The following is a 15208-nucleotide window of genomic DNA, read 5'->3' as shown; positions in this document are numbered from 1 at the left end:
CATGATGTTCATGTCCACATTCTTCCCGCTGATCTGAACGACGTCTCGTCGTTCCGCGGCGCCATCGCGCCATCAGATCAGAATGCGGCTCCGCGCATGCGGCAGCCGAACGGAGAATGTGCAATGTCCAAAATGGACGATGCGGGCCTGACCGACGGTCAGGTGCGAAGCTTCATCCGCGACGGTTTTGTCAGGATCGAAGATGCCTTCAGCGCTGATCTCGCCCGGCGATGCAGGGACGAGCTGTGGGCCGATATCGGCCTGTCGCCCGATGCACCCGAAGCCTGGGTTCGGCCGGTGGTGCGGGTGGGGTTCAAGGCGTCTGCTCCCTTCGTCGAGGCGGCCAATACCGGGCGGCTGCACGCCGCCTATGACCGGCTCGTCGGCAAGGGCCGCTGGCTGGCTCCCGGCGGCCTCGGCACCTTCCCGATCCGCTTCCCCGCGCCGGAAACGCCCGGCGACGACGGCTGGCACGTCGATATGAGCTTCGGCGACAGCCTGGATTTCATGGAGTGGCGGGCCAATGTGACGAGCAGCGGGCGCGCCCTGCTGATGCTCTTCCTTCTCTCGGACGTCGGGCCGGACGATGCCCCGACTCGGATACGCAAGCGCTCGCACGCCGTCATCGCGCGGGAATTGCTGCGCTTCGGCAGCGCGGGCACGACGCTGAGGCAGCTCTCGGCGGATGGCTTCGCCTCGAGTGCGGAGTGCGAGGTCGAGCTCGCCACGGGAGCGGCAGGCACGGTCTATCTGTGCCATCCGTTCCTTGTCCACGCCGCGCAGCCGCATCGCGGCAGCAACCCGCGCTTCCTGGCGCAGCCGCCGCTGCTGCCGGTCGGCGAGTTCGATCCGGGCCTGCCGCCGTCGCCGGTACAGCTCGCGATCCGCGAGGCCTGCGGGCTGAGCTTCTGACAGCCTCGACCCCCGGGCGCTTCAGGGCGCCCGGGCGTCGAACAGCTTCAGGGCAGCGCTTTGAGCGTCACACCGCCGCCAGCGCCCGCGTGAGGTCGTCGGCGAGGTCCTCGACATGCTCCAGCCCGACCGACAGCCGCACCATGCCGTCGCTGATGCCCATCTCGGCCCGCGCATCGGGTGTGAAGCGCTGATGGGTGGTGGTCGCCGGATGGGTGACGAGGCTCTTGGCATCGCCGAGATTGTTGGAGATGCGCGCCACCTTCAGCGCGTTGAGGAAGCGGAACGCGCCCGCCTTGCCGCCTTCGACCTCGAAGGTCACCAGCGTGCCGCCACCGCGCATCTGGCGCTTGGCAAGCGCATGCTGCGGGTGGTCGTCGCGGAAGGGATAGATCACCTTGGCGATCTTCTCTTCGCCCGCCAGCCGGTCGGCCAGCGCCGCCGCGCTCGCCTGCATGCGCTCGACGCGCAGCGGCAGCGTCTCCAGCCCCTTCAGCATCACCCATGCGTTGAACGGCGCGCAGGAGGGGCCGGTCTGGCGCAGGAAGGTCTGCAGATGGTCGGTCAGGAACTGCTGCGAGCACAGCACCACGCCGGCGAGGCAGCGGCCCTGCCCGTCTATGTGCTTGGTGGCGGAATAGACGACGATGTCGGCGCCGAGCGCGAGCGGGCTCTGCAGCATCGGCGTCGCGAACACGTTGTCGACGACGAGCAGCGCGCCGGCCGCCTTCGAGATGGCGGCGACACCGGCGATGTCGATGATCTCCAGCGTCGGATTGGTCGGGCTCTCGAGGAAGAACACCTTGGTCTCCGGCCGCACCGCCGCCTCCCAGGCGGCGAGATCGGTGCCGTCGACGAGGGTCGAGGCGATGCCGAAGCGCGGCAGCAGCTCCTCCACCACATAGCGGCAGGAACCGAACAGCGCGCGCGCCGCCACCACATGGTCGCCGGCCCTGAGCTGGCAGAGCAGCGCGGCGGTCACCGCGGCCATGCCGGAGGCCGTCGAGCGCGCCACTTCCGCGCCTTCGAGCAGCGCGAGGCGCTCCTCGAACATCGCGTTGGTCGGGTTGGAATAGCGCGTGTAGATGAAGCCGGGATCGTCGCCCTTGAAGCGGGCCTCCGCCTGCTCGGCGGTCTCGTAGACATAGCCCTGGGTGAGGTAGAGCGCCTCCGCCGTCTCGCCATAGGGCGAGCGCAGGATGCCGCCGTGCACGAGGCGGGTGTCGGGCCTGAGCCCGGCGATCTCGGCGGGCGAGAGCTTCGGTTCAGGCAGCTTCGGCGTGGGGGCGTTCATCGGCGGCTCCGGTACCTTGTGGACGGACCGGGGACGCCATCGCGCGAACGCTGCGCGGCCCCGACCTTTTAGCAACCTTGTTTAGCGTGGCGGCAAGCCGGTCGGCTCAAATTGACCACGGGACGGCCGGGGATTACTCCCGCGCCCGGCTTGGCGTCAAGAGGCGCGTCCGTTAAACCGAACGCAGATGCGCATTGCGCGAACGTCATGACGGACCGGTATTTGGCGGAGGCGGGCGTAACCGTGAGAGGCGTGGCCGTGGAAGGGCTGGCGAAGGAAGGCGAGGGCATCCTGCCCGGGCATGCCATTGCCGCGCTCGCCCGTGCCGGGGCGATCCGCACGGCCGACGCCTTCGACGGCGACCAGATCCAGCCGGCGAGCCTCGACCTGCGGCTCGGCACGGTCGCCTGGCGCATCCGCGCGAGCTTCCTGCCCGGCCCCGGTTCGACGGTGGAGGACCGGCTCGGCCAACTGGCCCTGCACCGGCTCGACCTCACCGACGGCGAGGTGCTGGAGACCGGCTGCGTCTATCTCGTCGAGCTGCAGGAGGCCCTCGCTCTGCCGCCCGGCATCGCGGCGGCCGCAAACCCGAAGAGCTCGACCGGCCGGCTCGACGTGTTCACCCGCGTCATCACCGATCGCGCGCGCGCCTTCGACACCATCGCGCCGGGCTATAACGGGCCGCTTTATCTGGAGATCAGCCCGCGCACCTTCCCGATCCTGGTGCGCAAGGGTTCGCGGCTCTCGCAGATCCGCTTCCGCCGTGGCGACGCCCGGCTCGACGAGGTCGCGCTCACCGCGCTGAACGCCCGTGAGCGGCTGGTCGAGGCCTCGCGGGCGGACGTCGCGGGCAACGGCATCGCGGTCAGCGTCGATCTCTCCGGCGAAGGCTTCGGCGGGCTGCTCGGCTTCCGCGCCAAGCGCCATACCGGGCTGATCGACGTCGACAAGCGCGCGGCCTGCGACGTCGAGGATTACTGGGAGCCGCTGGTGACGCGCGGGCGGCGCGAGCTGGTGCTCGATCCCGACGCCTTCTACATCCTCGCCTCCAAGGAAGCGGTGCACGTGCCGCCGGACTATGCGGCGGAGATGGTGCCGTTCGATCCGCTGGTCGGCGAGTTCCGCGTGCATTACGCCGGCTTCTTCGACCCCGGCTTCGGCCATGACGCGGCCGGCGGGCGCGGCGCGCGCGCGGTGCTGGAAGTGCGCTCGCGCGAGGTGCCGTTCATCCTCGAGGACGGGCAGATCGTCGGCCGGCTGATCTATGAGCGCATGCTGGAGCGCCCGCAGGTGCTCTATGGCGAGGGCCTCGGCTCCAATTATCAGGCGCAGGGGCTGAAGCTGTCGAAGCACTTCCGGCCCTGGGCCTGATCCGGCGGATCACCCCGCCGGCGGGTCGCGTCCTTCCACGAAGGCTCGGATCAGGTGGTGCGCGATCGCCATGGGCGGCGGCGCGATCAGGCCCTGCGCATGGGTGCGGGAGAGCAGCTCGCCCGCCTCCTCCCGCGAGAACCAGCGGGCGCCTTCCAGCTCGACGGCGTCGATCACGATGTCGCGGCTGAGCGCCTCGCCGTGCATGCCGATCATCACCGACATCGGGAACGGCCAGGGCTGCGAGGTGAGATAGCGCACGGCGCCGACCGCAATCCCCGCCTCCTCCTTCGTCTCGCGCCGCACCGCCGCCTCGAAGGTCTCGCCCGGCTCGACGAAGCCGGCGAGGCACGACCAGACATTCGGCGCGAAGCGCGGCGAGCGGCCGAGCAGGCAATCGTTGCCGTCGACGATCAGCATGATCACCACCGGATCGGTGCGGGGGAAGTGCTGGGCGCCGCACTCGGGGCAGTCGCGCCGCCAGCCGCCCTCGGCGGCGCGCAGGCGCCCGCCGCAATTGGAGCAGAAGGTGCGCCGCGCGTGCCAGGCGAGCATCGCCTTGGCACAGGCGAGCAGGCCGAGCTGGTCGGCAGGCACCAGACCCTCGACCGCCAGCGTACGCAGGTCGGTCAGCACGAGATCGTCGCGCTCCGTGAGCTGGCCGGCGGCGGCCGCGTGGAGCGGCAGCACGGCATGCGGCACCTCGCCGTCGAGGCCAAGCAGGCAGGACCCTTCGGTGAGGCCGCCGAGCGCGCGCGCATCCGAAACGGAAAACAGCGCGTCGAGACCTGAGCCCTGCCGCCGCAGCACCAGCGTGTCGCCGGCGATGAGGCAGGCACGGGCGCGCGGATCGGCGAGGAAGGCGCCGTATTCCTTGCGCCGCTCGCTCACCCGGTCGAGCCGGAAGCCGGAATAGCCGAGATGCGGCCAGGGGCCGAGGGTGGTGGTCGCCATCGGTTCAGAATCCAAAGCCGGCGCGCAGCCGCGCCACCATCGCCGCACCGTCCCCGGCGCCATAGGGCCGCCGCTCGCCCCGGCCCCAGACCGGCGAGGGCCAGGCGTCGTCGGTCTCGAAGCGCGCGATGACATGCACGTGGAGCTGCCGCACCATGTTGCCGAGCGCCGCGACGTTGAGCTTGTGGGCGCCGGTCAGCTCCTTGAGGAACCGCGCCGCGCGGTCGATTTCCTGCGTCAGCACGAGGCGCTGCGCCTCGGGCAGGTCGATCAGCTCGGCGAGGCCGGGCTGCCGGGGCACCAGTATGAGCCAGGGGAAGCGCGCATCGTCCATCAGCAGGACGCGGCTGAGCGCGAGATCGCCGACGGGCAGCGTGTCGGCTTCGAGGCGGGGGTCGAGCAGGAAATCGGACACGGGGGCAATATGACGCTGTATCTGGCCGGTCGGCCGGCGGGTGGGCGGCCGCACCCTATCGGACGGCGCCGGCCTGCGCACCCTGTTTCCGTCGCCGAATGACGCCGCGCCCGCGCGCGCTAGACTGGGCGCCTTGAGTCGCCCCCTCCTCCCCGCCCTTCCCGGAATCGCCCGTCATGACCGAGCTACGCAGCCTCTACCCCGCCATCGAGCCCTTCGAGAGCGGCATGCTCGATGTCGGCGACGGGCATGCGATCTATTTCGAGCGCTCCGGCACGCCGGGGGGCAAGCCGGCGGTCTTCCTGCATGGCGGGCCGGGCGGCGGCTTCTCGGCGAACCACCGGCGGCTGTTCGACCCCGCATGCTACGAGGTCACTTTATTTGACCAGCGCGGCTGCGGGCGCTCGACGCCGCATGCCGGGCTCGAGGCCAACACCACCTGGCACCTCGTCGCCGACATCGAGCGGCTGCGCGAACGCTTCGGCCATGCGAAATGGCAGGTGTTCGGCGGCTCCTGGGGCTCGACGCTGGCGCTCGCCTATGCCGAAACCCATCCCGAGCGGGTCTCCGAGCTGATCCTGCGCGGCGTCTACACGCTCACTCAAGGAGAGCTCGACTGGTATTACCGCTTCGGCGTGTCGCAGATGTTCCCGGACAAATGGGAAGGCTTCCTCAGCCCCCTGAAGACCGCCGAGGAGCGCGCCGACCCGGTTTCCGCCTATCGGCGCCTGCTCACCGGCGAGGACGAGGCGGCAAAGCTCGCCGCCGCCAAGGCGTGGTCGATCTGGGAGGGCAGCACCATCACCCTGCTGCCCGATCCCGCGCTGCTCGCGGGCTTCGCCGACGGCCACTACGCGCTCGCCTTCGCGCGCATCGAGAACCACTATTTCTTCCACCATGCCTGGCTGGAGGAAGGCCAGCTTCTGCGCGACGCGCACAGGCTGAAGGGCATTCCGGGGGTGATCGTGCACGGGCGCTACGACATGCCCTGCCCGGCGCATTATGCGTGGGCGCTGCACAAGGCGTGGCCCGAGGCCGAGTTCCACCTCATCGAGGGCGCCGGCCACGCCTATTCCGAGCCGGGGATACTGGACCGGCTGATCCGGGCGACGGATGGGCTTGGGTGAGCCAAATACTTAAATATTCAAATTTTCATCTTATCATTTTTGAAATCACCTCCTTGCCATTATTACTAATATACTGCTTGATGAATCCGTCTATATTTTCTGGATCAGGATTATTTTTTACAGCCTCGTCAAAAATAAACCTCCAAGAATCATAATCTTCCTCTCTTTCTCTCCCAATAACTATCAATCCTATATTATTTTCTTCACACAGTTGCTTAATTGGGTTTATCTTGTCCTTATATTCTTTTGACAACATACTATCAGCATCATTAGGAACGGGGGAATTTACGACCACTAGATAGCTATAATTAGCGGATCTCTTATGATTCAGGGCTTCAAATACAGCCAGATTATCCAATGCCTCATACCTTTTTATCTCAAATGTTTGAATCGTATATTCAAATCCAGGAACATACTGCCAAATCGTCCTTCCCACCACAACGATATCTGGAACAGTCCACCTTCCAGAATTTCTTACTCTCTTACTTGCAGTTATCTCAATATAATAATCATCTAGGCCCTGGCTATCCACCCACGCCTCATTTAGTACTTTATAAATCCTATTGTAATATACCGACTCCTTCTTGAATTCTGTCGATTCTTCTAATTGATCCCCATCAGAAGTGATATTCTGCTGCACTTCCGGCACTTGTTGAGAGGCGTCTATAAGAAAAACTACCCCTCCCCTACCCATTCCGATACCTATCAGGCCTTTTGTTCTCGCTGAGTTTCTGATCGGCAAGTACTCTTCAGTCGACCAGCCTAATTTTTCTCTCAATTTTGCATTATTTGTACGCCCCCCTAAATCAGCAAGGGCAGCAACAAGCTTCGATTCGTCAGATATATTTTCCTCCATGGCATCCCTACCCTTGTCTAGACAATATCTCTTAGAATATCGCCCCTCACCGGTTCCGCTTGTTGTACCGTCGGTCCTTGCACAGCTTGCCGATCAGGCATTGCGGGTCGTCGGCGGTGGCGACCCAGGCGGGTTCGGTGACCTGGGTGATCGAGCAGTAGCTGGTGTTCGTCACATAGCGGTCGAACAAATGCGGCCCGGTGCCGATGACGATGGCGCCGCTGCGGCTCACCAGATCGCGCGCGCCGGCGCAGCTCATGGAGAGCGAGTTCGGCATCGGCTGGGCGGAAGCCGCCGAGGCCATGAGGGCGAGGGGAAGGGCGAGAAGCACGGTTCGCATGACGCAACCTCAGGCGGAAGGCCTCGGGCGACGGGCGCCGAGGACGATACAGTCGGGGAACGGAATCCGCCGCCACCTTACTCCGATCCGCGCCCGCGCGACATTCCGGGCGCATCACGTTTCGTGAGGGCATCGCCGGCCCGGCGGCTTCCCCTTGCATCGCCGGCGCATCTGCCCGATATAGGCGGCGGGAGGTTGGCGGTGGACGAGCCACTCGCCAACCGGGTCAGGTCCGGAAGGAAGCAGCCCCAACGAGCCCGTCTCGGGTCGCATGTCAGCCTCCCACCTTCCCCCCATATGTGTCGTGCTGCCCCTCGCAGGAGGGCGGCTACTTCAGCGCCAGGGCGACCGGGCCGGCCACCGGATCGGTGACGCCCAGGCCGTTCCCGAGGTCCTCGAGCGTGTCGCGAAACGTATCGAGGGTGGCGATCATGTTCGGCCGCGCCGCGACGCAATCCTCCATCTCGCCCCACTCGGCAATAATGCAATAGGAGCGCTCGCCGGTCTTGATGATGTTGGCGTGCCTCAGGCCCGGCCAGGACGCCTCCACGGTCTTGTGGGCGTCCAGAAATTCCTGATCGCGGCCGGGCTTCACTCGAAAACGCACGACATTGAACGCGGTCATCGGCCTTTCCTCCCCAGCGAAATGATCGCCGCGCAGGGACGCTCCCGTCGCGGCGCACCCATTCTCTTCCTCATTGCAATTCTAGGCTGCTTTCCTGCCTTTCACCACCGCGAGAGCAGGCGGCGACGGTTGGCCCTCCGCGCGCCGGCGCGCTCGGTTCGGCGGTCGATTTTTCCGAAGGCGGGCGGACGGGCATTGCCTCCCCGCCGCCCGGCGATGATATGAAGGGGCCATGAGCGCGGACAGCTTCGACACGCCCGACACCACGCCCGGCTTCGATCTCGGCGCGGCGCCCGCCGCGCCTGCCGGGTCGGCCAATGCCGCGCCCTATCGCGTGCTCGCCCGCAAATACCGCCCGCAGACCTTCGCCGACCTGATCGGCCAGGAGGCGATGGTCCGCACGCTGAAGAACGCCTTCGCCTCCGGGCGCATCGCGCAGGCCTATATCCTCACCGGCGTGCGCGGGGTGGGAAAGACCACCACCGCCCGCATCCTCGCCCGCGCGCTGAACTACGAGCCGGCGGACGGCCCTCCCGGTGGCGGCGCGCCGACGCTCGACATGCCCACTCTCGGCCGGCACTGCCGCGACATCATCGAATCGCGCCATGTCGACGTGCAGGAGATGGACGCGGCGTCGAACACCGGCATCGGCGACATCCGCGAGATCATCGAGGCGGCGCGCTACAAGCCGGTGCTGGCGCGCTACAAGGTGTTCATCATCGACGAAGTGCACATGCTCTCCACCGCCGCCTTCAACGGCCTGTTGAAGACGCTGGAGGAGCCGCCCGAGCATGTGAAGTTCATCTTCGCCACCACCGAGATCCGCAAGGTGCCGGTGACGGTGCTCTCCCGCTGCCAGCGCTTCGACCTGCGCCGCGTCGATGCCGGCGTGCTGGCCGGGCATCTGTCGAGCATCTGCGACGCCGAGGGCGTGGCGGCGGAGGCCGAGGCGCTGGGCCTCGTCGCCCGCGCGGCGGAAGGCTCGGTGCGCGACGCGCTCTCCCTCCTCGATCAGGCGATCGCGCATTCAGGCGGCCATTCCACGAGCGGCGGTGCCGTCGCGGCGGAAGAGGTGCGCTCCCTGCTCGGCCTCGCCGACCGGGCGCGGGTGATCGACCTGTTCGAGGCGCTGATGAAGGGCGACGTCGGCACCGCCCTGACCGAGCTGCGCGCCCAGTACGACGCCGGGGCGGACCCGGCGGTGATCATCGCCGATCTCGCCGAATTCACCCATTTCGTCACCAGGCTGAAAATCCTGCCGGACACCGCAGCCGACGCCTCCCTCGTCGAGGCCGAGCGTGTGCGGGGCGGCGAGCTGGCCTCCCGGCTCTCCATGCGCGTGCTGTCGCGCGCCTGGCAGATGCTGCTGCGCGGGCTTTCCGAGGTGCAGCAGGCAGCCAAGCCGGTGCAGGCGGCGGAGATGGTGCTGGTGCGCCTTGCCTATGCGGCGGACCTGCCGACCCCCGACGAGGCGCTGCGGCGCCTGAAGGAGCTGGAGGAGAGCGGCGCCGGCACCGGCGGGGCCGCTTCCGCGCCCTCGGGCGGCCCGGGCGCCACGGCGCAGGCGGCGCCGCTCGCACGCCCTTCGTCTTCCGGCGCGCGGCTCGCGCTGGCGGCGGAAAGCCCGCGACCGGCCGCCGCTCCGGCCCCACGCCCGGCGGCGCCCGAACCGGCCGGCCCGCGTCTCGCGAGCTTCGCCGAAGTGGTGGCGCTGGCGGCCACGCGGCGCGACCTCAGGCTCAAATTCGCGCTGGAGACGCAGGTGCGCCCGGTCGCCTTCGAGGACGGCCGCATCGAAATCGCGCTCATCTCCGGCGCCTCGCCGGCGCTGGTGCAGGAGCTGCAGAACAAGCTCTCGGAATGGACCGGCCGGCGCTGGCTGGTCGCGCTCTCGCACGAGGACGGCGAGCCGACGCTCGCCGATCAGGCCAAGGCCGAGCGCGAGGAGATGATGACGGGCCTGCGCGCCGACCCGCTGGTCTCCGCCGTGCTCGCGAAGTTCCCCGGCGCGCAGATCGTGAATGTCACCACGCGCGAGGCCGACGAGGCGCCGACCCTGTCGGCCGAGGAGATCGAGGGTCTCGCGGCGTCGCTGGACGACGGCCCCGGCCCGGACGACGAAATCGAGTTTTGAGGAGAGCGATCCATGAAAGACCTGCTCGGCATGATGTCGAAGGTGAAGGAGATGCAGGCCAAGATGGAGCAACTCCAGCAGGAGCTGGAGGACACCGAGGTCGAGGGCGCCGCCGGCGGCGACATGGTGAAGGTGACGCTCACCGCCAAGGGCGCGCTGAGGAAGCTCTTCATCGACCCGACGCTGCTCAACCCGGACGAGGGCGAGATGCTGGAGGACCTCATCATCGCCGCCCATGCCGAGGCGCGTGCGCGTGGTGAGCGGGTGATCCAGGAGAAGACGCAGGCGCTCACCGCCGGCCTGCCCATCCCGCCGGGGCTGAAGCTGTTCTGAGGTGGTCGACCTCGATCGCGGGAAGCGGCGGCAAGACAACGTCATCCCGAGGTGCTCTTCCGAAGGTCGAGCCTCGAAGGATGTCGGATTGGTGCACCCGGACGGCATCCTTCGAGGCCCGGCTACGCCGGGCACCTCAGGATGACGTCGTCGGAAAAGGCCCTACGGAGCAGACCTCCAATGACCGACGCCACCATCGAGCTGCGCCCGCTCGCCGCGAGCGACCATGAGGCATGGCTGCCGCTGTGGCGTGGCTATCAGGCGTTCTACAAGGTCGACATTCCGGCGCGGGTCTCGGAGCTGACCTTCTCCCGCCTGCTCGACCCCGTCGAACCGATGCACGGCACGCTGGCATGGCGCGACGGCGAGGCGGTCGGGCTGGCGCACCACATCTTCCACCGCTCGACCTGGACCGAGGGCGACTATTGCTACCTGCAGGACCTGTTCGTGTCGCCGGAAGCCCGCGGCGGCGGCATCGCGCGAAAGCTCATCCAGCATGTCTATGTCGAGGCGCAGCGAAAGGGCTGCGCCCGCGTCTACTGGCTGACGCACGAGAGCAACGAGACCGCGATCCGGCTCTACGAGCAGGTCGCCCAGCGTTCCGGCTTCATTCAGTACCGGCGCAGCCTGCCGCTGTGACGTCCCGGGCGCCGAGCGCGGCCAGCACCGCCTCGGCGATGCGGCCGGCATAGGCGGCGAGCGGCGCCGGCAGGCGGCCATAGAGCACGAACACTGCCGGCTGCACCACCGCGCCGAGCGCCAGCGCGGCTGCGAGCGAGACGTCCTGCGCCGGCAATTCGCCCTTCTCCATCGCCTCGCGCATCATCGCGGCGATCGCCTCCGCCACATTGGCCGAGGGGTCGGCCGCCACCGCGGTGAGGTGGTCGTGCTGGGTGACGAGCAGATAGGCGAACAGCGCCGGCTCGGCGTCGAACAGCGCGCAGGCGTGGGCGACCAGCGCGCGCACGCGGCCGGCGAGGTCCGGCACCTGCGCCGTGATGGCGCCGATGGCGGCCGCGAGCTCGGCATAGCGGGCGAGGAAGATGTCGCGCGCCAGCGCCTCCTTGGAGGCGAAATGCCGGTAGAGCGCCCCTTCCGCCACGCCGACCGCCTGGGCGATGTCGCGCACCGAGGTGCCGTCGACGCCCTTCTCGGCGAAGAGGCGCAGCGCCTCCTGCTCGATGCGCGCGCGGGTCTCGGCGCCGTCGCGCCCGCGCCGCGCTTTCGGTGCCGCCGCGCTCATGCGGTGCTCCCCGCCGCCACGGTGGCGCGGGCGGCGAGCGCCTCCAGCGCCAGCCGGCGCGCCGCCATGAAGTCGACCTTGCCGGAGCCGAGCAGCGGCAGCGCGTCCATCGGCAGGATCTCGGCCGGGATCATCAGCTCGGTGGCGCCGAGCTCGCGGCCATGCGCCTGCAGCGCCGCGCGCGTCAGATCGCTGGCGGTGGTCATCAGGATCAGCCGCTCGCCCTTCTTGGCGTCCGGCACCGCGACGGTGACATGGGCGGCGTCGGGACGCAGCGTTGCCACCATGGCGTCGACCGCGGCGAGCGAGACCATCTCGCCGGCCACCTTGGCGAAGCGCTTGGCGCGCCCGCGGATGGCGACGAAGCCGTCGGCGTCGATGGCGACGATGTCGCCGGTGTCGTACCAGCCGTCCTCGGCCGGCTCGATGGTGCCCGGCGCCTCGGCGCGCAGATAGCCGCGCATCACGTTGGGGCCGCGCACCACGAGACGGCCGCCCTCCTCGATGCCGGGCACCGGATCGAGGCGATGCGCGATGCCGGGCAGCAGCCGGCCGACCGTGCCGGCGCGGTTAAACATCGGCGTGTTCACCGCCACCACCGGCGAGCATTCGGTGACGCCGTAGCCCTCGAGGATGCGGTGGCCGAACTTCTCCATCCACACCTTGCGGGTCTCGGCCTTCACCGGCTCGGCGCCGGCGACGACGAAGCGCAGCGAGCGGAAGTCGTAGGGGTTGGCGGTGCGGGCATAGCCGGCGAGGAAGGTGTCGGTGCCGAAGATGGCGGTGGCGTTGGTGCCGTAGACCAGCTCCGGGATGATCCGGTAGTGCAGCGGCGAGGGGTAGAGATAGGTCTTGGTGCCGGAGACCAGCGGCAGCACCAGCCCACCGGTGAGCCCGAAGGAATGGAACACCGGCAGCACGTTGAAGACGATGTCGGCCGGCGAGAAGTCGATGCGGGCGGCAATCTGCGCGACGTTCGACAAGAGGTTCCGGTGCGAGAGCACGACGCCCTTCGGCGTGCCCTCCGAGCCGGAGGTGAACAGCACGATCGCCGGGCTGTCCGGATCGGCGGCGACCGGCTTGCCGGCGAACAGCGCCTTCGCCTTGTCCATGGTGCCGATGCCGGCGCGGATGTCCTCCGTCATCAGGATGCGGGCGTGCTGGCCGAGGGCGGCGACCTCGTCCTCCAGCCGCGCCTTCTCGATGAAGGTCTTGCTTGCGATGATGGTCTTCACCTGCGCCAGCTTGCAGGCGGCGACCAGATTGGCACTGCCGGCGGTGTAGTTGAGCATCGCCGGAATGCGGCCGTGGCGGATGAGGCCGAGCAGCACGACGGCGATGCCGGCGGCGTTGGGCAGCAGCACGCCGACGGTCTCGCCCTCCTGCGTCTCATGCGCCAGCTTCTCGCCGAGCACGGTCGCGCCCATCAGCAGCTTGCGGTAGCTGAGCTGGGTGCCGAGCGGATCCTCGACGATCACCCGGCTGCGGCCGAGCCGCGTCGCGGTCTCGTCGACCGCCTGGTAGAGCGTGCGGTCGGTGTGGCTGGTCTCGAAGACGAGGTCGCTCATCACGTCGTAGAGCGCGGCGCCGGCGGCCTGACGGCGCTTGCGGCCGAACAGCTCCGGATCGACCTCCAGCCGGGTCGGCGGCAGGATGGTGACGCGCACCTTGGGGAACAGGCGCTTGCGCGTCTGGTCCGGCGAGAGGCGCGAGAAATAGGTCTGCTCCAGCCCCTCGATGCGTACGGGAACGACCTGCGCATCCGACTTGTCGGCGATGAGGGCCGAGCCGTCATAGATCTTCATGATCGAGCCGGTGACGGTGATGCGCCCCTCCGGGAAGATCACCAGCTGCTCGCCGTCCTTCACCAGCTTGATGAGATCGCGGGTCGCCAGCGGTCTCGTCGGGTCGAGCGGGAAGGCGCGCACCAGCTTCAGGAACGGCCTCACCCACCAGCGCTGGGCGATGCCGGAATCGACCGCGAAGATCGGGTCGTTGTCGAGCAGCGCCATCACCAGCGGCGCGTCGAGGAAGCTCACATGGTTGATGGCGACGACGGTGCGCGGGCCGGCCGCCTTCAGATGCTCGGCGCCGGTCACCTCGACGCGGAAGGCGACGCGGAAGACGAGGCGGATGAGATCGCGCAGGACATGGCCCTGGAAGGCGTGCCCGACCAGCAGTGCCACCACGATGCAGGCGCCGCCGATGACGGCAAGCAGCCCCGGGGCGCCGAAGCCCACCATCTGCAGCGCCGCGATGATCACCGCGCCGACCACCATGAAGGCGGCGTTCAGCACGTTGTTGCCGGCGATGACGCGGGCGCGGCGGTCCTCGCCGGCCTCCGCCTGCACATAGGCGAAGGTGGGCACGACGAACATGCCGCCCGCCGCCGCGAGGCCGGTGAGGCCGATGAGCGCGTGCGCGCCGAGCCCCGAGGTCAGCACCTCGTACCAGCCGACCGGCGCAGCCGGAGGGGTGGCAGTGCCCATCACGCCGCCGAGATAGATGGCGAACACGCCCATCATCACGCCGGCGAAGGGCACCAGAGCGAGGATGATGCGGCCCTCCGAGAGCTTCGCCGCCAGCGTCGAACCGATCGCGACGCCGATGGTGAAAAGGGCGAGGAACAGCGTCACGACGCTCTCCGAGCCGCCGATGTCCTCCTTCACCAGCGTCGGCAGCAGGGACAGGATCACCGCACCGACCAGCCAGAACCAGGAGACGATCAGCGAGCCGACCCAGGTGGCGCGGTTGGCCTTGAGCTCGCGCAGCAGCGCCGCCGTGCCGCGCGCGATGTTCGGGTCGATCCTGAGGTCGGGAGCGCGCTCGCCGGTCGGCGGGATAAGCCGCGCCGAGATCCACGAGATGATGCCGAAGCCGAAGGTAAGCGCGGCGACCGCCCAGCCGCCCGCCTCCGCCACCGCGATGCCGCCGAACACCGTGCCGGCGAGGATGGCGAGGAAGGTCGCGGTCTCGACCAGCGCATTGCCGGCGACGAGCTCGTCCCTGGCGAGCTGGTCGGGCAGGATGCCGTATTTCAGCGGCCCGAACAGCGCACCGAGCGTGCCCATCAGGAACAGGCCGACGAACAGCATCTCGATGGAGTGCAGCACGAAGCCGGCACTCGCCAGCAGCACCACCCACATCTCGATGAACTTCAGCCGGCGGGCGATCAGCGCCTTGTCGTAGCGGTCGGCGAGCTCGCCCCCTAAGCTGGAGAACAGGAAGAAGGGCAGGATGAACACGCCGCCGGCGAGCGTCACCATGGCGCCGCCATGCTCCTCGCCGAGCTGGTAGAGGATGAGCAGAGCGAGCGCGTTCTTCACGAAATTGTCGTTGAAGGCGCTGAAGAACTGGCACCAGAACAGCGGCGCGAAGCGTCGCGCGGTCATCAGGCGGGTGAACATCGGGCGCTTTCCTCGCCGCTCCATGGCGGCTTATGTAAGTGAACGATCACTCACATAAAACAGCGCGCGAGTCGTGTCAACGGCAATCCAGCATGCCGCCATCGTCATTGCGTCTCCTCGCCCTCCCGGGCACGCCGTCATCCTGAGGTGTCGGCGACAGCCGGCCTCGAAGGATGCTCGTTTTGCGCCTCCTCTAG

Annotated in this window: 14 protein-coding genes, 1 other RNA gene and 1 riboswitch; of the genes, 7 read left to right on the top strand and 8 right to left on the bottom strand. The window is 68.1% G+C overall.

Translation table 11 applies throughout. From position 1 onward, the window contains the following. The first annotated feature begins 123 nt into the window (after positions 1-123). Entirely contained in the window at positions 124-912 is a 789-nt protein-coding gene (locus U742_RS0104900) for a phytanoyl-CoA dioxygenase family protein (protein WP_029350618.1), read from the top strand. 67 nt (positions 913-979) lie between these two features. Here the strand turns inward: U742_RS0104900 and U742_RS0104895 are convergent, their stop codons facing one another. Next, on the bottom strand, positions 980-2206 hold the full coding sequence (locus U742_RS0104895) for an O-succinylhomoserine sulfhydrylase (protein ID WP_029350615.1): 1227 nt from the start codon (positions 2204-2206) through the stop codon (positions 980-982). A gap of 48 nt (positions 2207-2254) precedes the next feature. Further along, a riboswitch (SAM riboswitch) is annotated at positions 2255-2335 on the bottom strand. Between the two features lie 78 nt (positions 2336-2413). On the opposite strand from U742_RS0104895, the gene U742_RS0104890 reads away from it, so the two are divergent. Then, entirely contained in the window at positions 2414-3577 is a 1164-nt protein-coding gene (locus U742_RS0104890; protein WP_081852829.1) for a 2'-deoxycytidine 5'-triphosphate deaminase, read from the top strand. Between the two features lie 9 nt (positions 3578-3586). Here U742_RS0104890 and nudC read toward each other — a convergent pair whose 3' ends face one another. Together nudC and U742_RS0104880 are read right to left on the bottom strand one after the other, a co-directional pair. Further along, the gene (nudC, locus tag U742_RS0104885) at positions 3587-4531 is read right to left on the bottom strand and encodes an NAD(+) diphosphatase (RefSeq protein ID WP_029350612.1); all 945 of its coding nucleotides are present in this window, start codon (positions 4529-4531) and stop codon (positions 3587-3589) included. Positions 4532-4535: 4 nt separating this feature from the next. Continuing rightward, positions 4536-4946, bottom strand: coding sequence for an HIT domain-containing protein (locus U742_RS0104880; RefSeq protein WP_029350610.1), 411 nt, complete (start codon positions 4944-4946; stop codon positions 4536-4538). 176 nt (positions 4947-5122) lie between these two features. Between U742_RS0104880 and pip the strand changes: the two genes are divergently transcribed. After that, positions 5123-6073, top strand: coding sequence for a prolyl aminopeptidase (pip, locus tag U742_RS0104875; protein ID WP_029350607.1), 951 nt, complete (start codon positions 5123-5125; stop codon positions 6071-6073). A gap of 25 nt (positions 6074-6098) precedes the next feature. Here the strand turns inward: pip and U742_RS23120 are convergent, their stop codons facing one another. Beyond that, positions 6099-6929: a hypothetical protein gene (locus tag U742_RS23120; protein WP_156034130.1), complete on the bottom strand. Its 831-nt coding sequence runs from the start codon at positions 6927-6929 to the stop codon at positions 6099-6101. 46 nt (positions 6930-6975) lie between these two features. Further along, the gene (locus U742_RS0104870; protein ID WP_029350606.1) at positions 6976-7269 is read right to left on the bottom strand and encodes a hypothetical protein; all 294 of its coding nucleotides are present in this window, start codon (positions 7267-7269) and stop codon (positions 6976-6978) included. 190 nt (positions 7270-7459) lie between these two features. Here U742_RS0104870 and ffs point away from each other — a divergent pair. Beyond that, positions 7460-7555, top strand: an RNA gene (ffs, locus tag U742_RS22825) — signal recognition particle sRNA small type. Positions 7556-7597: 42 nt separating this feature from the next. Here ffs and U742_RS0104865 read toward each other — a convergent pair. After that, positions 7598-7894, bottom strand: coding sequence for a hypothetical protein (locus U742_RS0104865; protein WP_029350604.1), 297 nt, complete (start codon positions 7892-7894; stop codon positions 7598-7600). A 232-nt stretch (positions 7895-8126) separates the two neighbouring features. Between U742_RS0104865 and U742_RS0104860 the strand changes: the two genes are divergently transcribed. From U742_RS0104860 to U742_RS0104850, 3 genes are all read left to right on the top strand, one after another. Further along, positions 8127-10028 (top strand): DNA polymerase III subunit gamma/tau, encoded by a 1902-nt coding sequence (locus tag U742_RS0104860; protein WP_029350602.1) that lies wholly within the window; start codon positions 8127-8129, stop codon positions 10026-10028. A gap of 12 nt (positions 10029-10040) precedes the next feature. Further along, positions 10041-10361: a YbaB/EbfC family nucleoid-associated protein gene (locus tag U742_RS0104855; protein WP_029350600.1), complete on the top strand. Its 321-nt coding sequence runs from the start codon at positions 10041-10043 to the stop codon at positions 10359-10361. Between the two features lie 180 nt (positions 10362-10541). Continuing rightward, a complete protein-coding gene (locus U742_RS0104850) occupies positions 10542-11000 on the top strand; it encodes a GNAT family N-acetyltransferase (protein ID WP_029350598.1) in 459 nt (152 codons plus the stop codon). Here U742_RS0104850 and U742_RS0104845 read toward each other — a convergent pair. Both U742_RS0104845 and U742_RS0104840 read right to left on the bottom strand, forming a co-directional pair. Next, complete coding sequence (locus U742_RS0104845; RefSeq protein ID WP_051660868.1) at positions 10969-11604, bottom strand: TetR/AcrR family transcriptional regulator; 636 nt, start codon at positions 11602-11604, stop codon at positions 10969-10971. The two genes, U742_RS0104850 and U742_RS0104845, sit on opposite strands and share 32 nt — an antisense overlap. Then, positions 11601-15011, bottom strand: a complete 3411-nt coding sequence (locus U742_RS0104840) for an acyl-[ACP]--phospholipid O-acyltransferase (RefSeq protein ID WP_029350594.1) — start codon at positions 15009-15011, stop codon at positions 11601-11603. Before U742_RS0104840 ends, U742_RS0104845 begins: the two co-directional genes overlap by 4 nt. Positions 15012-15208 lie beyond the last annotated feature (197 nt).

This window comes from Allobosea sp. 117 (genome assembly GCF_000702305.1).
Classification (GTDB): domain Bacteria; phylum Pseudomonadota; class Alphaproteobacteria; order Rhizobiales; family Xanthobacteraceae; genus Ancylobacter.
The sequence above is the reverse complement of the archived record's forward strand: the minus strand, read 5'-3'. Positions and strand labels throughout refer to the sequence as shown.